11 protein-coding genes and 6 pseudogenes are annotated in these 19,437 nt (G+C 58.0%); 10 read left to right on the top strand and 7 right to left on the bottom strand.

The window, feature by feature from the left end; all coding sequences use genetic code 11:
• Positions 1-11: 11 nt before the first annotated feature.
• The 3 genes from ACFSQT_RS02455 to ectB all read right to left on the bottom strand — a co-directional run bounded on the left by ACFSQT_RS02455 (position 12) and on the right by ectB (position 4,023).
• Positions 12-1,232 (bottom strand): ATP-grasp domain-containing protein, encoded by a 1,221-nt coding sequence (locus tag ACFSQT_RS02455; RefSeq protein ID WP_379016842.1) that lies wholly within the window; start codon positions 1,230-1,232, stop codon positions 12-14.
• 450 nt (positions 1,233-1,682) lie between these two features.
• Positions 1,683-2,243, bottom strand: coding sequence for an acyltransferase (locus tag ACFSQT_RS02450; protein WP_379016841.1), 561 nt, complete (start codon positions 2,241-2,243; stop codon positions 1,683-1,685).
• Positions 2,244-2,763: 520 nt separating this feature from the next.
• A complete protein-coding gene (gene ectB, locus ACFSQT_RS02445; protein WP_379016839.1) occupies positions 2,764-4,023 on the bottom strand; it encodes a diaminobutyrate--2-oxoglutarate transaminase in 1,260 nt (419 codons plus the stop codon).
• A gap of 235 nt (positions 4,024-4,258) precedes the next feature.
• On the opposite strand from ectB, the pseudogene ACFSQT_RS02440 reads away from it, so the two are divergent.
• Positions 4,259-4,939, top strand: a pseudogene (locus ACFSQT_RS02440) (IS256 family transposase); the annotation flags it as partial.
• Here the strand turns inward: ACFSQT_RS02440 and ACFSQT_RS02435 are convergent.
• Together ACFSQT_RS02435 and ACFSQT_RS02430 are read right to left on the bottom strand one after the other, a co-directional pair.
• Positions 4,908-5,066 (bottom strand): IS66 family transposase, encoded by a 159-nt coding sequence (locus ACFSQT_RS02435; protein ID WP_379016837.1) that lies wholly within the window; start codon positions 5,064-5,066, stop codon positions 4,908-4,910. The pseudogene ACFSQT_RS02440 and the gene ACFSQT_RS02435 overlap by 32 nt on opposite strands.
• Positions 5,067-5,105: 39 nt before the next feature.
• Positions 5,106-5,541, bottom strand: a pseudogene (locus ACFSQT_RS02430) (IS66 family transposase); the annotation flags it as partial.
• A gap of 969 nt (positions 5,542-6,510) precedes the next feature.
• Between ACFSQT_RS02430 and ACFSQT_RS02425 the strand changes: the two are divergent.
• Positions 6,511-6,966: an iron-sulfur cluster assembly scaffold protein gene (locus tag ACFSQT_RS02425; protein ID WP_379016836.1), complete on the top strand. Its 456-nt coding sequence runs from the start codon at positions 6,511-6,513 to the stop codon at positions 6,964-6,966.
• Between the two features lie 183 nt (positions 6,967-7,149).
• Here ACFSQT_RS02425 and ACFSQT_RS02420 read toward each other — a convergent pair whose 3' ends face one another.
• The gene (locus tag ACFSQT_RS02420; RefSeq protein ID WP_379016835.1) at positions 7,150-7,524 is read right to left on the bottom strand and encodes an AAA family ATPase; all 375 of its coding nucleotides are present in this window, start codon (positions 7,522-7,524) and stop codon (positions 7,150-7,152) included.
• A gap of 144 nt (positions 7,525-7,668) precedes the next feature.
• Here ACFSQT_RS02420 and ACFSQT_RS02415 point away from each other — a divergent pair, with 144 nt between their 5' ends.
• From ACFSQT_RS02415 to ACFSQT_RS02395, 5 genes and pseudogenes are all read left to right on the top strand, one after another.
• Positions 7,669-8,784 carry an IS110 family RNA-guided transposase gene (locus tag ACFSQT_RS02415; RefSeq protein ID WP_379016834.1) on the top strand — a complete coding sequence of 372 codons (1,116 nt, stop codon included), beginning with the start codon at positions 7,669-7,671 and terminating at the stop codon, positions 8,782-8,784.
• Between the two features lie 380 nt (positions 8,785-9,164).
• Positions 9,165-9,689 (top strand): annotated as a pseudogene (locus ACFSQT_RS02410) (helix-turn-helix domain-containing protein); the annotation flags it as partial.
• Positions 9,690-10,153: 464 nt separating this feature from the next.
• A complete protein-coding gene (locus ACFSQT_RS02405) occupies positions 10,154-11,179 on the top strand; it encodes an IS110 family RNA-guided transposase (RefSeq protein WP_095090353.1) in 1,026 nt (341 codons plus the stop codon).
• 426 nt (positions 11,180-11,605) lie between these two features.
• Positions 11,606-11,857 (top strand): annotated as a pseudogene (locus ACFSQT_RS02400) (IS66 family transposase); the annotation flags it as partial.
• Between the two features lie 156 nt (positions 11,858-12,013).
• Positions 12,014-14,975: pseudogene (locus ACFSQT_RS02395) on the top strand (Tn3 family transposase).
• Positions 14,976-15,014: 39 nt separating this feature from the next.
• Here the strand turns inward: ACFSQT_RS02395 and ACFSQT_RS02390 are convergent.
• Positions 15,015-16,061 carry an IS1595 family transposase gene (locus ACFSQT_RS02390; protein ID WP_465264321.1) on the bottom strand — a complete coding sequence of 349 codons (1,047 nt, stop codon included), beginning with the start codon at positions 16,059-16,061 and terminating at the stop codon, positions 15,015-15,017.
• 517 nt (positions 16,062-16,578) lie between these two features.
• Between ACFSQT_RS02390 and ACFSQT_RS02385 the strand changes: the two genes are divergently transcribed.
• The 3 genes and pseudogenes from ACFSQT_RS02385 (at position 16,579) to ACFSQT_RS02375 (ending at position 19,431) form a co-directional block, all read left to right on the top strand.
• Complete coding sequence (locus ACFSQT_RS02385) at positions 16,579-17,340, top strand: class I SAM-dependent methyltransferase (RefSeq protein ID WP_379016833.1); 762 nt, start codon at positions 16,579-16,581, stop codon at positions 17,338-17,340.
• 415 nt (positions 17,341-17,755) lie between these two features.
• A pseudogene (locus ACFSQT_RS02380) lies at positions 17,756-18,121 on the top strand (IS110 family transposase); the annotation flags it as partial.
• 65 nt (positions 18,122-18,186) lie between these two features.
• Positions 18,187-19,431 (top strand): metallophosphoesterase, encoded by a 1,245-nt coding sequence (locus ACFSQT_RS02375; RefSeq protein ID WP_379016832.1) that lies wholly within the window; start codon positions 18,187-18,189, stop codon positions 19,429-19,431.
• The last annotated feature ends 6 nt before the right edge of the window (positions 19,432-19,437 follow it).

Genomic DNA, 19,437 nt, shown 5'->3' with positions numbered 1-19,437 from the left:
TACACCTTTGCCTAGTCAGGGCATGATGTGATTGACCAGTCAATTAAGTCGACGGCACGCTGAAGTACCGCCTCCGTCTGAGCAAGCGTGGGTGAAGAGGCGGTGATATGTCCGATCCAGTCCCCGATATCGCCTTTCCTGACGATCCGTGTCGCGGGTTGGAAATACAATTTCACCTCGGCTACACCTGGTACGGCAACTGCCTGACTGTCGCCGTTGATCCAATCGAGGGTGCCATCGCGATCAGGAACCAGGAACCGTGCCGCCGCATTATGGGAATGCTTTCTGCGCAGATCCCATTCGTCGCCGATTACAAGCTTGACGTGCTCCGTGATGATGTCGACCCCGTAAGCCAGCTCAATCAGTTGAGGAGATGGCGTACCCCCTAGACGAGGATTGACTTCAATGACGACTGGGCCGCGTTTCGTCCACCGGAATTCAATGCAGGCTGGTCCCCAGCCAAGGCCGAGAGCTTGCAGGCAGCTCAGCGAAACATTCGCGATGCGCTCTTGCTCATCATCGGTTAGCAGGGTCGGACAGGCGGTCCCGTGAAAAACGAAATACGGTGGAGGGCTCAAGTCACCGCTTTCGATCCCAACGACCTCATCTCCCATTGTGTGGGCGCAATAGTAGGGGCCCTCTGCGAATTCTTCGACGAGTATCCTCGGAGGGGACCGCCCTATGTGCTTTCCACTCAACAGGTACCTCGTATGTTCAGTCAACTCATCCACATTGCGGCACAATCGGACACCGCAGCTACCGCTGCCTTCGGCTGGCTTAAGAATCACTGGCAGGCCGATCTCCGCGGCTGAGCTTTTCACGTCCGCTGCATTCGCTGCCAAGCGATACGCAGGTATCGGCAGGCCGCCGCCTGCGAGGAGATGGCGCTGAGTGAATTTGTCGAGACATTGATCAATCGATGCGGGGTTCGGTCCCGGAAGATCGAAATGCCGGCAGAGTTTGCCAACTGTCGCATACACGGTGTCCAACGCACCCGTAATGCCAGCGATATCATAGGTTGCACGCAGCCGGGAACATTGTTGGGCAAGCGCATCTAGGTTGTCTGTATCGACGTGGATTGACTCAATCCCTTCCGCCGCCAAATAGTCGTACTGGGCCGGATCGGCCGTCAGGGTAATTGGATAAAGGCCAAGATGCTTGGCTGCCTGAACGTATCGCAGACCATTACCCCTTGGATGGCCTTCAATCAAGATGAGCGCTCTTCTTGCCATTGTCTGTTGACCTCCGTTGCGTGCTCTGCAGCAGAACCGAGGGTCCATCGGCTTTAGGTTTTCAAGCCATGCGTGACCTCAATCCTTGTGGCGAACTTACCATTACCCCCGATCTGCGAGCGTAAAGTTTCTGTAAATTCCGTTCAAAGTTTCTCGCAAAACTCAATTCGTACTGCAGTTCGGATCATTTGACCCTATGATTCACTTCGAGAGTTATGGCGGAAGCCACGAGGTGCGATCTCGTAAGGCGGGCGCAGATTTCCTTGACGGCCTTCTTCCGGGCATCGAGCGCAAGACGGGCTGACCATCGGCTCATCGGATCGCACGCGTCCGCCGCACATATGCCAGTCACATGGAGCTGCGTCGACATCGCAACGACCGTTCTCTCCGCCGAAAGCCGTGCTGACGATCGTCTGAACACGCAGGTAGAACCCAGCCCTCGAGGAAATGTCAGCCGATTGCCCTCTCTGTACACAATCGTTCAAACTCTAGAAGCTTTCTTGATCTGTCCTTCAAGCGCTTCGCTGGAATGCCGCAGAACACACCCCAGCTGTCGAGAGCCTTTGTAACTAAAGACAACGCCCCAACGGATGATCCCTCTCCTATACCGCACCCAGGGAGAACGACAGTCCCTGATCCAATGATAACATGCTTCCCAAGATGAACTGGCGCATAAGTAACGCCAACGAATTCTTCTGGAACAGTTGGTCCCGTCAGAGTTTCTCCCATGTAATCATCGGACGCTGAATAAATGCGGACACCCGAGGCGAGGCCGCTAAAATCGCTGAGCGCAATTGTCCCTGCCCCACTCAGGTAACACCCCGATGCAACGTGCACGTGATTTCCAATCGTAATTGACCCAGTTTTGCAATTAAAGACGACTCCTGCATCTATTATTACATTATTCCCAATAATAACGTTTTCTGCTCCCATAATTGTACATGACTCTGAAATTCTAACGTTGCTTCCGACCACTTTGATGCCAGAATCGAGCAAATCACTTTCAGACAAATATGAGTGCTCGACTGTTCTTACGATACTTTTTGACATATTACGATGGTTACCCACATCCGATCCTTTCCAGTTGTATTCTGCCTACCTGCTCTATCAAGGTTATTGCTGATTTTCCGAAACGCCACCGATGTAATTCGATGCTAGCGCCTTTCAAACCCCGCGGTGTTAAGTGAACTATGAATTTTTCAACCTTCCAGGGGCCTGCGCGACTGTGCATCCCATTCCGGCCTCAGCAGCGACAGTTCCAGTTGACGTTGCGATGCCCGCGGCGGAAGACAGCGCTGCTGCGCGCCACGCCTTCGGCAACAAAGCCGATGGCCTCGTAGCTTCGCCGCGCCCGTTTTGTGGATCGGCCGTACATCTGGACCGAATCGTACAGTCTTCGCTCAAGAGCAGCCTGGTGGCGCTCAAGATGCCGCGCGCCCCTTTAAGGACCGAGATAATGTCCGCCGTGCTGATCGATCCGATTCGTTCTCTAATCGTAGGAGGCGAGATGGTTAGCCCGTGAGATATTTGGTCAGTCGTCATTGTCTTGCTCCTGGAGTGCCTGATCGAGGATGGCGATGCCATCGTGGAGTTCGTCATCGCTGATGGTTATTGGCGGGAGGACTTTGATGACGTCGCGATTTGGCCCTGAAGATTCGATCAGCAGGCCCTTTTCGAACGCGACATCGTGCACACGGCCGACAATGGCCGGTGAACGGCACTTGAGGCCGGCCATGAGGCCGCGGCCGCGCTTTTGTTCAATGCACTTTGGAAATTTCGCAACGAGGCGATCGAGGAGTGCTTGCAGTTTGACGGCTGTTCGCTCGACGCCTTCAGTAAACTTGCTGTCGGTCCACATTTTGCACATAGCGCCCGCCGTCACGAAGGCAAAGTTATTGCCTCTGAATGTCCCGCTATGTTCTCCGGGTTTCCATACGTCCATTTCGGGGCGAATCAAAACAATGGAGAACGGACTACCTGATCCGCTTAAGGACTTCGACAGGCAGACGATGTCGGGTTGGATTTTCGCGAACTCGAAGGAAAAGAAGTCGCCTGTTCGCCCCGCACCTGCCTGAATGTCGTCGACGATGAAAACGACGCCGTGCTTGCGGCAAATGCGCTGAATCTCTGTGAGCCAAGCTGCGGATGCGGCGTTCATGCCGCCTTCAGCCTGGATGGTCTCCAGAATGATTGCGGCAGGCTTTTCTATGCCACTCCCTGGGTCGTCCAAAACCCAGTCGATATAACTCGCAGAATCGAAAGCCTCGTCCGGATAGCCGTGATAGGGGATACGGACCACATCGTGGCGAGCAACGCCGCCCAGCTCCCTGGTTGACGCCGAACCCGACACTGACAGAGAGCCGAGTGACATGCCGTGGAACGCATTTGTGAAGGCCATTACGCTCGAGCGGCCGGTATATTTTCGGGCCAGGGCCAGCGCCGCTTCGTTGGCGTTTGTACCGGTCGGCCCGGGAAACTGTATCTTGTACGAGAGGCCTCTGGGTTTCAGGATGGAGTCGACAAAGGCTTCAATGAAGTCACGCTTCGCCGCCGTGTACATATCAAGCGACAGAAGAATGTTCTCGCCGACAAGATATTCAATTGCTGGTGCAACAATGCGCGGATTGTTGTGTCCGTAGTTGAGCGCGCCGGATCCTACAAGGAAATCGATATGAGGCTTACCCGTCTCGTCCCAGATTGTCGCCCCAAGAGCCTTCGTAAAGACCGCGGGAAACGACCGCCCATAGCGGCGAACATTGGACTCATAGGCCGTGAAAATGTCGGTATTCATTTAGGATTCTTTCCCGTCGTCATGTTGCTCTGCATCCTGAAACCTCTCGATCAGTGGGTTTACACGAGCTCATTTTTAGGGTTGTCGGGTGAGCGGCGAAACTACGGCATCTGGTAGTTGACGCATCTGCTGGTTCTGCTGGTCGTGCCCCATCAGGTGGTGTAGCTGGGGGTTACGAAGCCGCTCGCGAGCGCGCCGTTAGTAGCGCTGTAGCGAGTGAACGGCGGATGCCGATCTGCTGCGGGAGATGATTGGCTTTGCCGCCGAGCGGCTGATGGAAATGGAGGTGGGCGCGGCCACCGGCGCCGCCTATGGCGAGAAGAACCCGCTGCGGCTCGCCCAGCGCAATGGCTACCACGAGCGGGACTGGGAGACGCGGGCCGGCACGGTCGAGCTGCGCATCCCCAAGCTCAGGAAGGGAAGCTACTTCCCGGGTTTCCTCGAACCGCGCCGCATGGCCGAGAAGGCGCTGACCGCCGTCATCCAGGAAGCCTACGTGCAAGGCATCTCGACACGCTCAGTTGACGACCTGGTCAAGGCCATGGGGATGAGCGGCATCTCCAAGAGCCAGGTCTCGCGGCTGTGCGAGGAGATCGACGGCAAGGTGAAGGCCTTCCTCGAGCGGCCGATCGAGGGCGATTGGCCCTACCTGTGGATCGATGCAACTTACCTTAAGGTTCGCCGCGGTGGCCGGATCGTCTCGGTCGCCGTCATCATCGCCGTCGGCGTCAACGCGGACGGCCGGCGCGAGGTTCTGGGCATGGAGATTGGCACGTCGGAGGCCGAGCTGATCTGGACGGAGTTCCTGCGCAAGCTGACACGTCGCGGCCTGCGCGGCGTCAAGCTCGTCGTCTCCGATGCCCACGAGGGCCTCAAGAGCGCCGTCACCAAGGTGCTGTCGGCGACATGGCAGCGCGGCGGCCCAGCGCATAGCGGATCGCCTCGGCAAGCTTCGACTTGCCCGATAGCCTGGGCAGCTCCTTTTCCCACCGGGTAAAGAGCGCGGCGACAACCGATGCCGATTTGTCCTGGCGGGCTTCCATCCGGGCTGCGGCATCCTTGCCGCGGACGGTCCTCAGTCGCCCAGAGCGGAGCCATCTGCGCGACCGTCTGCGTGGCGATGACGGACGAGCCTGCGACATGCAGTTCGTAGAACTTCCTCCGCACGTGGCTCCAACATCCGGCCAGCGTCACGCTGTCGTTGGCCCGCTCGGGCTTGGCCAGCCGGTTATAGGCGGCATAGCCATCGACCTGCAGAATGCCGCGATAGCCTTCCATATGGCGGGCATACATTCGCCGGCGCGACTGTCCTCGAAGCGATAGGGACGATGGGCGGCCCGCTGCCCCGAAGGGCCGATCGTCGCGCAGATAGGTCCAGAGGTAGGCCGTCTTGGCCTTACCCGATCCCGGCGCCAGCGTGGGCAGCGTGGTCTCATCGGCAAAGAGCCGCTCGCCCTGCTTGATGCGGGTCAGTGCGTACTCGGCGAGCGGCTCAAGCTCCAAGCCGACCTTGCCCATCGGCCCGCCACTGAAGGGGTCCGAGCCGGCATCACGCACCAGCGCCAACAGGCCATCGGGACCTTTTCTAAAATCAACCGGATGGCTGGCGACAAACACCTTCACACCGGCCGGGATCATGACTGGCGGACCGCGCGGATAATCCTGGCCAAATGATCCTGGCCGACGTCGGCGCCGGCCCGAATGACCACATCGCCCAAACAGATCTACACTGTCGAAGACGCCGCTTGGGTGAGCGGTCCGCTGTGAAACGGAGCTGCTGAATGCGGTATGACCGGGCAGCTAAGGAAAGTCAGAAGGCGGTGAGATTTGAGTCCGCTAGCATATGCACGGGGCGTGGGATCGGTTGCGACGCGCTCAGAGGAGTAGAAGCGTTCTACGGTTTCCGCACAATACGGGCGGCTCGCAGTCCCGCAACCGAAGCCCGGCTACATGCTTGCCTGCCGTTGCGGTTGGTATGAGTTTCTGAGGTGGTAGACCAATGTCCTATTCCCGGTCCTTAGGTCCCCGACTGCGCCCAACGCGAGTCAATGTCGCATATCCGCCAATGTCGGATATGCGACAGGATAGCAAACACGGCAACTCATTGCTTTAGCGTATTTTTTTCTGTGGGCACGACTCCTGCATTGAAGTCCCGGAATGCATTACTCTAGCGAGACGTTCCTGTGATCACGCTCACCGAAATGCCGCCGAGAAGACGATGCTCGCTGACGGCCGCCATGATGCATCATGATCGCGAAGGCGACTGTCCAGTTTAAAATGCCGTCGGGCGCCTCGCGTGCCGGCGACATCGCTGTCGAAGCAGGGCGAACAAGGTGTACATCGATGCCGCTTCCCAGCCCGAGGTCTTTGGAATGACCATCGACTTAATCAGAGGGTTGAATCGTTTGCCGTTGACAACCCGAAGGTACAGAAAAATGCGCCTGCGCGCAGCTACGGCCCACCAACAACACGATTGAGATTGGCGCCATGTGGGACTACAGCGACGAGGACATTCTGGAGACTGCGAATGCGGCCGGCGAAATCGGTGCGATCGCCTGCGGCGACGATCTCAAGTTCATGATGAGGATCGACCCGAAGAGCGAGACAATAACTGCCGCCAAGTTCCTCACATTCGGCTGCGGGTCGGCCGTTACCCCCTACTCGGCGTTTGCCGAACTCATCGCCGGCAAGACCGTCGACGAAGCCTTTGAGATTGCTAATCAGGATATAACAGGCTTCCTCGGCGCCCTTCCGTCGCAAGATATGCACTTAGCGGTCGACCGCCTTCCGCTGGCGAGAGGCCTGGATCTGATGAATGAATTCTTCCGTGCTGTGAAGGGGGCGTTCAAGGAGACACCAGGGTTGTCACGCCTCGTCCTCGTTAAGGCGTCATCCCGTCGGCTACGTGATGGAGGCGATACGCACGATGAGGAGTTCGGATGACCATGAAGCCTTTGCGGAGGGCTTCAACTTCCCGAAATCCAAGACTGCGTGGCATCGGGCAGCGTAGTTCTCCCCTGCAACCGAGAGACGCTTTTGTATAAAGGGCTCCAGCGCTTCAAACCCCTCACAACTGCAAGCCGACACCCACTCAGTTTGGATGCAATACTATGGCTAAATCGATGGTCACACAGCTCGACGACAGGCTTCGCGTACAGCGGCATTCCTTCGACAAAGTTTCACTCGTCGACCTGGCTCCCCTTCTCGACTTCTGCCGCGGAGATCGGGCTGCCAGTGATTCTTAAGCCAGCCGAAGGGAGCGCGAAAGAGCTGAAAGCGCTTGCCGATCCCAACGAGGTTCCCGAACCACCTTGCGGCGACTGGGGCGAAATGCCTGACGGCATCCAGTATTCTGAATAGTATAGCCAGAAATCTAAGAACATTAGATTTTCCAATATTGTTTGGGCCGACAACGAAGGATATTTTCTTAGCGAAAGGTATTTCGATTGAATTTGCTATCGACCTAAAATTTGAGAATTTTACTGGATAAGGAAATAGCATTGTGAACATCTCAACTAGGGCGCCTGTAGCGCCCTAGTCCCTATGATTGCTGGGCCTGAGGGCGGCCCGTCATCCGATATGCAACGGTACGAGGGTTACGCCGGCTGGGCCGGCACAGAGCCTCATGCATAGGAGACGGGCCACATGGAACATACCCGATTTGTCGGTTTGGATATTCACAAAGAACGGATTTCAATCGCGGTGGCGGAGAACGGGCGCTCCGGTTCGGTGGAGTATCTTGGCGAGATTGCGAATGACCCTGATGCCATCAGCAAGCTGTGCGATCGTCTCGTGAAGTCCGGTAAACCGCTGGTGTTTTGCTATGAGGCCGGACCGTGCGGCTATGGCGTTCATCGCCAACTGACAAGCCTCGGCCATCGATGCGACGTGGTGGCGCCGTCACTGATTCCGAAGAAGCCCGGCGATCGCGTGAAGACGAACCGTCGCGATGCGACCATGCTCGCCCGCCTCCACCGGGCCGGCGAGTTGACGCCGGTCTGGGTGCCCGACGCCGATCATGAAGCCATGCGCGACCTGATCCGGCTGCGCAGCGTCGTGCGACAAGTGGTGACGCGAGCGCGCCAACATCTTCAAGGATTTCTGCTGCGTCACGGACGCAAGCACGAGCGGGGAACCGCCTGGCGAATGGCTTATCGGCGATGGCTTTCGACATTGGCCTTCGAACATCCCGCTCAGCAGATCGCATTTCAGGACTACGTCGATGCCGTCATGGATGCGGAACGGCGCCTGCGGCAGGTCGAGGAACAGATACTCAGCCTTCTCCCGGAATGGGACCAGCGCCCGGTCGTTGACGCCTTGCAGGCGATGCGCGGGATCGCGCTGATCAATGCCGTGGTGCTGGTCGCGGAGGTCGGTGACTTCACACGCTTCTCAAACCCACGTCAGCTCATGGCCTATTTCGGCTTGGTCCCGGGCGAGCGATCGAGCGGCGAGAGCGTCTGGCGCGGCGGCATCACCAAGACCGGCAACACCCATGCCCGGCGCGCGCTGGTCGAAGGCGCCCGGGCTTACCGGATGAGGCCGCGCATCGGCCGTCACAAGGTCGATCGGATCGAGGCGCTGCCAAAAGTCGTTCGCGACATCGGATGGAAAGCGCAAGTTCGACTGTGCACCCGATATCGTCGGCTGAGCGCGCGCGGCAAGAACGCCAACGTCGTCAATGTCGCCATCGCACGCGAGATGGTGGGCTTCATCTGGTCGATCGCCTGCACGGTTCAATCCACCCCAAAGGCGGCATGACATCAACTTGACAGGCAGCCAGGAGAGGAGATCGCAACATCCAACATCAGCCTCGGCGCGATATACGGTGCTGGAGGCGGGACAATGCCGGGGAGCCCTCGTCTCCACTATGAGCCTTGACGCTCGCCACCTAGACAGAGGCAGCCCCAAACGAAACAAGGTCATGCGGCTCGACCCGCGGATGAGAGATTGTTGACCGACGTTCAAGTCCCGCCTCTTGCACCTCATATCCGCCGTACAAGTACCTCGGCCGCCGATCGGATTCGGCGGACTGCGACCTATGCCAAAGGCTATTGTCAGCAATCATGAGAGTGGATTGATCGGGACAGACGAGTCCGATTGGGGATCCCCGATGTTGCGTGCCTGTGCGACGATGCGGGATGCGTACCGGTATCAGCATCGTCGTCACAGCATCGGATAGGGCCCGGCTTGAGGCGCTCTGCGCGGCGCGCGGTTCGCCGCAAAAGCACGTTTGGAGGGCGCGGATCATCCTGTTGACCGACGATGGCTTGGGCACCGTCGCGAACATGGCGGCAACGGCCAAGTCGAAGACCTGCGTGTGGCGCTGGCAGGAGCGGTTCGTGGCCGAGGGCGTGGATGGCCTGCTGCGCGATAAGACCCGGCCTCCGGGCATCGCGCCGCTCGAGACCGCGCTGGTCGTGGCGCTGACGCTGGAGCAGCCCGACCACGAGGCGACCCACTGGACGGTCCGCGCAATGGCAAGAGCGGTTGGTATTGCTGCGTCCTCGGTCGTGAAGATCTGGCACGACCACGGCCTTGCGCCCCTCCGCTGGCGCAGCTTCATGCTGTCCAACGACAAAGCCTTTGCCGAGAAGCTTCACGATGTGGTCGGGCTCTACGTCTCGCCGCCTGCGCATGCCATCGTGCTGTCGGTTGACGAAAAGAGATCCCATGGGGAGTGGCCACGCAAATTATCACTGACCGATCCCAAGCGCCGACCGCTATTCGCACCAATCTTGGCGCAATTTTCGTCTCATTGGAACTCTTATGTTCAAATGCAAGCGGCATAGCCACGGCTGTTCATCCCGCCAATAACGGCTGGTCCTGCATAGTGTAGCTAGTCTAGTTTCCATCCATAGTGTGCTGCAGCAAGCAGAAGGAGGTTCGATGGTGAACTGACAACATGCTGAGAAGCTGCGTGAAAGATGAGGGTAGGCCCCTCGAGATCGGCTTTCAGGAGCGGATCTCAAATCAGCCCAAGCTGCGTAATTACATGGGGTAATCGCGGGAGCCGCGTCCACGTGCCGCTTTGTAGCCCTTGCGCATAGGCGGCGGTTGTTCCCCGATATGATGAAAAACGGGCTCACGAGTCGGACCCGGGCCCAGCAGCAATCGGAGAACAACAACCATGGACCAATTTATCGGCCTTGATGTGTCATTGAAAGAGACCTCGATCTCGGTGCGGCAGAATGGCAAGCGGAGCTGGCGCGGCAAATGCCCATCTGATCCGAAGTTGCTGGCCGAAGTGATCTGCAAGCGTGCGCCCAACGCGAAGAAGATCGTCTTCGAGACCGGCCCCTTATCGGTCTGGTTCTATCATGCGCTGACGGGGGAAGGCCTGCCGGCGATCTGCATCGATGCCCGTCACGCCAAAGCGGCGCTCGACATGGCGCCGAACAAGACCGATGCGAACGATGCAGACGGTCTGGCGCAGCTTGCAGAAGTTGGCTTTTACCGGGAGGTGCGGGTCAAGCAGTATGACAGCATGCTGACCCGCACACTGGTAGCCGCGCGCAGCCAGCTGATCAAGATCGTAACCGAGCTGTCCAATCAGATCCGTGGGCTGATGAAGACATTCGGGCTGGTCGTTCCCAAGGGTGCCGGCCGCGTATTCGAAGCCAATGTCCGAAACCTGATTGTCGATAACAAGGGACTGGAGCGGATTATCCTGCCTCTGCTCGAGACCTGGCGAACCGTGCGCGACCGGGCGGCGGAACTTGATCGGCAGCTTGTCGCCGCTGCGCGGGAAAGCGCGCCATGTCAGCTGCTGGTGTCGATACCGGGTGTTGGCTCGGTTGTCGCAGCCTCCTTCGCTTCAGCGATCGAGGCTCCGGAAAACTTCAGGACATCTCGTTCAGTTGGTGCGTGGCTCGGTCTCACCACCCGGCGCTACCAGTCGGGAGAAGTTGATTTTGACGGGCATATATCGCGGCGTGGCGACAACCATCTGCGGGGTCTGCTTTATCAAGCTGCCGTGGTGATCCTAACGAGAACCCTTGCTGACAGCACGCTTCGAACCTGGGGACTGAAGCTCAGGAAAAAGGTCGGCTTCAAGCGGGCCGCGGTCGCCGTGGCGCGCAAACTCGCTGTCATCATGCACACAATGCTGAAAACCGGCGAGCCTTTTGATCGGTCCGCCGGCGCGACCGCCTGAGATCGCACCGCATGGCATGGGAGACCACTCATGACTTGAAATTGAGCCACAACCAGATTGCGTCCTTTCTTCGGACACGCCGAGACGTCCCTGCCGGGACGTAGGTCGGGCCATTCCGCTATCGTGGGTTGCAGGTGCGTAACGTCCACACAAACTGCGTTAATTACATTGGAAGGCCTCGCCTTGCGAATATCCATAATGCGGCGAACAGATGTCGACCGCGAAGACAACCATGACTCCCGGCAAACGATCATCAACAGCGCGAAGAAGACCAGGCAGCGCGATCGTAACATCGCCTCCTGTTCGCTGTCTGTCCAAAAAACAGCAATGGCGTCTTCGGGCTATTCAAAAAAGACTTGATCAATGATCTGCGATTAGACAACCCACGCCCTTGTCAGGGGCAAGAATCCCTGAATCTATGGGGATATGGATCGCACTGATTTGCAGCGTCTGACGAAGGAAGAGTTGATCGATCTGGTGCTGCGGATGCAGCGGCCAGAGAAGACATCACGCACGTCGTCCAAGCCACCTTCGAGCGATCGCAAGGCGCGTCGGGACAGGGCAAAGCCTGGCGGCGCCAAGGCGGGTCATGAAGGTCACAGCCGCGCCATGAGTGAGGATGCCGATCGCATCATCGATCATCATCCCGACCAATGCCTTTGCTGCCGCGCCAGCCTGGGGTCGGAACAAGAACTGTTCCCGCAGACACGCTAAGACCGAACGAAGCGCGAACATGCGCATTGATCTGTAGATGAAGCCACCGGCCGGTTGAAAGCCTCCGGCCGATGGCGAACCACTTTCCCTGGGAATTTGGTGTTCCGAGGGAGAACGCGAGTGGGTAGAAGAAAGCTTGTCAGTTCAAAGGAAGCGGCGATACTCCTGGGCATAGCGACGGACGAGGATAGCCTGATCCGTCACTTTACACTGGACCCGGCAGATCGGTTGGAATGCGAACTCCGCCGGCGACCGCAGAACAAACTGGGCTTCGCCGTTCAACTCTGCACAATGCGCCAAACGGGACGGATCTTGTGGGACAACGAGCAGCCACCCGCGGCTGTGATCAACTATCTTGCGGATCAGCTTGGTATCGACGCGCGCCTCTACGCCTTATATGCACATCGAGTACAGACGCGTTTCGATCACAGCCGATCGTTGATGGCGTACCTCTGTCTGCGGACTGCCTCCAGAGACGATCGTCGCGCCGCCCTTGTGGCTGCAATCGATGCGGCCGCCAATGGGGATCACGGACTGCCGATCGCGACAGCAGTCATTGCCGAATTCCGGAAACGAAATGCGCTCCTTCCGTCGTTGCATTCCATCGAGAAGATAGGTCTCGGCGGTCGCGCGATAGCTCGCCGACGGGGTGAGAAGGAACTTGTCGAAGGTATCCCGCCCGATCGGCTTACATCATTGGACAGGCTGTTGGAGGTTGACCCGGCCATCGGCCAGACGCGCTTTCATTGGCTGCGATCGGCGCCGGATGCGCCAGGTGCGTCGATCCTGGTCGCACTGACCGACCGTATTGCCTTCCTGCGTAGATTGGAGATCGATCCGAATTTGCAGGTGCGCATTTCGTCGGGACGATGGGACCAGATGATCCGCGAGGGCACCGCCACGCCGGCCTGGCTGGCCTGCGACTTCAATGCCAGTCGTCGGCACGCTCTGATCGTGGCACAGGTCATCAAGCTCGGCCAGAAGCTCACGGACGATGCAGTTTCGATGTTCATCAAGCTGATGGGTCGGCTGTTCTCCCAAGCCAACAACCGCAAGAAGCAACGGCACATGGACTGCAGGCCGGATACCGCCAAGGCGCTGCGCATGTTCCTCCAGACCATCACTGCTCTGCAATCCGCGAACGACCATGACCGGAACGCATTGGAGGTTCTCGACCAAGAGGTTGGGTGGCACCGGTTGCTCCGGATCAAGCCTGAGCTTGAGTCGATGGTCGAAGACAACGAGGCGTCGCCCTTGACCTTGGCGGCAGAGCAATATGCGACCGTCAACAAATATGCCGGTGCGTTCCTGCAGGCGTTCACGTTCCGCTCAGCGCGCCGCCACGATCCGCTTCTTGCGGCAATTTCGCTGCTGAAACGGCTCTACACCGAGAAGCGGCGGACACTTCCGGATCGCGTCCCGGTCACTCACCTCAGCCAAACTGATCGGAGGCTCGTCTTCGGCCAGGGAAGACCAGATCGCCGACTTTACGAGATCGCCACGCTCGCGGCTTTGCGCGACCGGCTTAGATCTGCGGACATTTGGGTCGATGGCAGCCGATCCTTCCGGCCGATCGACGAGCATCTTATGCCGCGGTCAACATTCACCACCATGAAGGAGGAGGATCGCCTTGGACTGGGCGTCCAAGGTGACGGCGCGCAATGGCTTGCCGATGCGCGTCAGATGCTCGACTTCAACCTGAAGCGCCTCGCGCACAGAGCACGGTCCGGAAAGCTCGAAGGTGTTCGTCTTGAGGCCGGGACGTTGATCGTGACGCCAACGGCTGGCGAGGTTCCGGCGGGCGCCGAGGAACTGAACGCCGAGATCAGCGACATGTATCCGTTGGTTGAGGTTCCCGACCTGCTGAGGGAGGTGCATGAATGGACCGGCTTTGCGGATTTCTTCACGCATGTTCGCACCGGCGACGTCCCAAGAAATGTCTCGGCCATGCTGGCCGGCGTGCTGGCCGATGCTACCAACCTCGGTCCGAAGCGAATGGCGAGCGCAGCCAAAGGGATCAGCGCTCACCAGATCGGCTGGATGCGCACGTTCCACGCTCGATCGGAGACCTATCGCGCGGCGCAAGCATGTATCACCGATGCACACACCCGGCATCCGCATTCTCGACTTTGGGGCAACGGAACAACCTCGTCGTCCGACGGCCAATTCTTCCGCACGAGCGACCGAGCCGCAAAGCGCGGCGACATCAATTTGCATTACGGCAGCGAACCCGGATCGAAATTCTACAGCCACCTTTCCGATCAGTATGGCTACTTCAGCATTCTGCCCATCAGTCCGACCGAAAGCGAGGCGGCCTATGTGCTCGATGGGCTATTCGATCAGGACACAATCCTCGACATCCAGGAACACTTTACCGATACGGGCGGCGCGAGTGATCACGTCTTTGGGCTGTTCGTTCTGATCGGCAAACGGTTCGCACCGCGACTGCGCAATCTCAAAGATCGGAAGTTCCACACGTTCCAGAAAAGCGATGCATATCCGGCGCTGTCGAACCACATCGGGGCGCCGATCAACACCACTCTGATTCTCGACCCCTGGGATGATCTGCTCCATCTGGCGGCGTCGATCACAACGCGATCCGTAGTGCCGTCTACGATCCTGAAGAAGCTGTCCGCATCTCCGAAGGAAAGCCAGCTCGCAAGGGCGCTACGGGAACTCGGTCGAATCGAGCGCTCGCTCTTCATGATCGAATGGTACTCAAGCCCAGTGCCAAGCCGGCCTCAACAAGGGCGAGGCCGCGCATAAGCTGAAGCGGGCCGTCTTCTTCCACGAGCGTGGTGAGATCCGTGACCGATCGTTCGAAAGCCAGGCGTTCCGCGCATCCGGCCTCAACCTCGTCGTCAGCGCGGTCGTACACTGGAACACGGTCTATATCGAACGGGCCGTCACCCACTTGCGCAAAATGCATCGCGAGATTCCGGATCACCTGCTCAAGCACGTATCGCCGCTGAGCTGGGAACACATCAATCTGACCGGCATCTACACCTGGGATGCAGAACATCAGATGCCTGAAGGCTTCCGGTCGCTCAGACTACCAGCTCGGTTGCGCCACGCCGCATGACGTTCATGCTCCGTTCGACCTTAGCGTGTCGCGCCTTTATCAACCAAAGACAGCTACTGCTGATTTGATGGTGATTCCGCCATCCGGGCTTCGGCGCATCTGACGCCCGGTAGCGAATCGGAAGACCTGCATCAATTGCAGCGCTGGCGACACACGTGACCAAAGAGTTCGCACGACCTGGCGGCCACGCCGTGTCTTCCTGACCGCCTGACCGGTAACGATGCGCTGGGACCAGCGGAAACCCATCTCGTGGAAATAGAGGTCGGCATGCTGTGGACTGATGTGATGAAACACTCCCGCGATAGTGCGGCGGATCCGGGAATTGAAGCCTTCCACCGAATTGACGTGAACCGCGTCGCGAACATATTCGCGGCTGGAGTGATTGACCGTCTCGTGGTCTGTAAAGCCCTCGCCGATCGCCATGAATGCTTTCGCTTCATCGCTCATCAAACGGGCCTCCGGCGAGACCTGCGTTTCGATCGCACGTTCTGCCGCTCGCAATGAGAGACCGGTGACGACCGCGGCGCGCGCATCGCCAGCAAGCGTGCCGGGAACCCTGTCCGCGGGCCGCTGCACCATGCCGAGAACCGTTGTTTTCTCCGTGTTTGCCTGACCTTTGCGGCCACGTCCCGGCGGCGGCTCGTCGGGCCGCTTCCTTGGCCTGCCGTCGAGATGGAAGTGGTCGATCTCCACCGTGCCGGCCAACATGTTTTCCCGCGCCACCATGAGACGCAACGCGTGGCCTATTCGCCAGGCGGTCGGTTGGCTCACCCCAAGAGTTTCCGCCAGCCGCACCGAGGACAGGCCCTTGTCCGATTGCAGCAGCAACCACATCGCCTTCAGCCATGTGCGCAGCGGCAACTTTGTGGAATGCAGAGGCGTGTGCGTCGTCACCGTGAACTGGAACCGGCAATCGCCGCTCGAGCATTGATACAGTCCAGGCCGGGCGCGGCGTTTTCCCATGTCCCGGCCGGCTATGGCGATCGAACGCTTGTAGCCACAGGCCGAGCAGACCCGACCATCCGGCCATACCATGCCCTCCAATAACCGCCGGCAATGGTCCTCATCGCTGAAGGCTGCGACCATGTCCTCGACAGTGCGGATGCCAGATAGCAATTCGATCAATGTCTCAGGCATTTGCGTCTCCTTAGCTCATGCGAAAGTTTCGCACGAAAAGGCAATGATCTCAACACAAATGCTGTCTTTGGTTGATAAAGGCGGCGTGTCGTTGGGAACTGCTCTTGTTCCGCCCCCCGGATCGTCCGGTCGGGTTGCTGCGACGGCATCGGCGACAGGGCGTCGTTGTAACACGCACATGGGAATGTGCGCTTCGCTACGCCGCGCGATGAAACAAACTCGTATGCTCAAGGCCGGTATGCGTCGTCCGGCTCGCACCAAAATCCCCAGTCATCTTGTCAAGCTTTGGGAGCAGTCCTGCGAGACGCCCAACTGGCCCCGACAATCTCGAACGCTACGAGGTGAATGACTTTGCAAAAAGATAAAAAAATCGTATTGAAAAATTTACAATTTTATACTTTAAACAAAAAATTGGAAATGCCAATATCGCTCCCAACAGCATGACATTGGAAGGAAGGCAACATACATGAATAGCGAGATTTCCGGAACTATGTCGTCACATGAGCTTGGATCATACTTCAGTAACGACTATATATATTTTGGAGACATAATAAATGCACCGGAGATTAGTGATCGACAAGCCCAATTAATTGTGGATCTTCTCGCCCTTAGACAAGGTGACCAAGTTCTCGAACTTGGATGCGGTTATGGGCGGATCACTAACCGGTTGGCGGAAAAAGGAGTGCAGGTAACCGGACTTGATTTGTCACCGGTATTGATCAAAGAAGCCGAAGAGGGTGCGGCCGAACGTGGAGTAAAAGTTGAGTATGTTCTGGGCGACATGCGCGCACTTCCCTGGCGAGACCGATTCGATGCGGCTTTTCTGTGGTTCACGACGTTTGGTTATTTCGATGACGCGGACAATGAGAGAGTGCTTCGCGAAGCCGCTTCTTCACTTCGAAAGGGCGGGCGTCTGCTAATTGATCACGCCAATCGCTATTATTTCCTGCGCCATAAGTCGCCTATGTGTTACGTTACGCGTCGTAACGACAATGTAAGAATTGATATATATAGCGACGATGTGCTAAGCGATCGCTCGAACATTGAAAGGATTGTTGTCCGCGATGGATGCGTTCGACGAACGTACCTTTCCTTCAGGCAGTATGGGTTTTCTGACTATGTTCGCATGTTGCAAACTGCGGGGTTCAAAAATGTTGAATGTTATGGGCAGGAAGGCGGAGCGTTTACTTCTGATAGCTCGCGTCTCATAGTTGTGGCATGCAAATAATACCAAAGACCCTTCTCTGATTGGGGATTGGGTCGTTGAGGTGAGGCTCCTCCTGATTTTTTTCGCATGTCGCCCCGTAGGTCACTCGCTTCTGTTCGCGGACAACGTTAGGCCGCCGCATTTAGGTCAGTAGAGTGAGGCTTCTCAACCTGTTGAACGACCTTGGAGAGTTCGTCGAACTTTTCCGGCAGAAATCAACTCCTCCTTCGTTGGTGCATTGTCCTACCGGGTACCCTGCCGAGCGGAATTCGGCCCGATACGATGAAGTGGGTCTGGATGCCTGGCTGGACATCTAGATGCGGTAATGGGCCGGCCTTCGCGAGCATAGCCAAGTTGGGTGGCTGTCCTCCCTCAGAATGATGGTGTTGAAACGGAGTCCGAGTGATCGGCTCCACGCATCACGAGAGGAACAGCCATGGAATATTATGCGGGAATTGATGTCTCTCTGGAAGAGAGCAGCGTGTGCATTGTTGACGCGACCGGAACGATCATGCGCGAGGTCAAGATCGCCAGCGAGCCGGAGGCGCTGGTCCGCTATTTCGACGAACTGGAATTGTCTGTTAGTCGCATTGGGCTCGAGGCCGGGCCATTGTCGCAATGGCTGCATGCCGGGCTTGTGGCCGCCGGACACGATGCGGCTTTGCTCGAGACGCGGCACGTGAAGGCGGCGCTCTCGGCTATGACGGTGAAGACCGACCGGAAAGATGCACGCGGGATCGCCCAGCTGCTGCGGATGGGATGGTGCCACCCGGTTCATACCAAATCGATGACTTGCAAGGATAATTACCCGCCGTCGTCATTAATCACGACGCGAAAGAACGGCTGATCGAGGATGCCGCGGAACAGGTGAGGATTCATGCCGGAGGAGTCGCAAAAGGCCTGATTGTGACCGGCGACATCGCCTACGCAGGAAAGCCGGAAGAATACGCCGTCGCAGCGAAATGGCTGGACCGCCTGGCGAGCGCCGTCAGGTGTCCGCGCACGGCCGTCAAATTGGTGCCGGGAAACCATGACATCGATCGTGACAGGATTTCCGCGGGCTGTACTTATCTGATCAACGAGATCCTCACCGGCGGTGAGACCAAGCTCGACGAATTTCTCGCCGACGCCGACGACTGCAAGGCCCTCTACAATCGCTTCGTCGGATATGAGCCGTTTGCGCTCGAAACCTACTGCCCGCTTCATCCCGGCGGCGGCATCGCCAGCGACTCGAGCGAGGAGTTGGCTCCGGGCCGCTACATCCGCTTCTTCGGTCTTAACTCCGCTCTGATCTGCTCGAAAAGAAAGGACGAGGAAGGCAAGCTGATTCTGGGGGCTGCGCAGCGCGTCTTGCCGATGGACCCCGGCGTCGAATTGGTGGTGCTCTGTCACCATCCTCTTCACTGTCTGCAAGATAGCGTCGACGCGCGGAAATACGTTCGCAATCGGGCGCGCGTGTTTATCTCCGGGCACGAACACAAACCGGACCTGCAGATCGAAACCATCGAAGACGGATGTGACCTAATGATGCTTGCGTCCGGGGCGACCGTTCCGCCGAAGGTCGAGAACGGATATACTTACACATATAATCTGCTGACTTTCGACTGGTGCTCGAAGGAGGACAAGCTGTCGGTCGAAGTCGTGCCGCGAGCGTGGAACGACGACAAGAAGAGGTTCGAGGCGGACGATGTTCGTTTGGGAGGCCATAAACCGCGAAACCTGCTTGCGAGTCCGAATTTTCGTCGCGGGGCGCCGCCGGTGGTCGCAGTCCAGGCTGAACCGGCGGTGCAACTGGTCCCCGATGCACTACATCCAGCACTTGAGCGCCGCGAAGACCTGCCTGCGGGATATGTCGCGGCGCCCGAGCCCGCACCGTCTCAAAGTGCGCCGGTGGCCGCGATGAATGACGCCGCATTTCAGCTTGTCCTGCTCAAGTTCTTCCGCGACCTGACGGCCGCTCAACGCCTCAAGGTCCTGATTGATCTCGATGCGCTGCCTGACGACTGGAATGAAGAGCTGACCCTCATGATGGAGCGGAATCTCATTGAGGATCTTGTGAAAGACGGGCGTCTTGACGCTAATAAGAGCTCGATCGAACGTAACCAACATTAAGAATAC

The organism is Mesorhizobium calcicola, assembly GCF_042682105.1.
Classification (GTDB): Bacteria; Pseudomonadota; Alphaproteobacteria; order Rhizobiales; family Rhizobiaceae; genus Mesorhizobium; species Mesorhizobium calcicola.
Note: the sequence above shows the minus strand (reverse complement) of the source record. Positions and strands in the feature narration are given on the sequence as shown.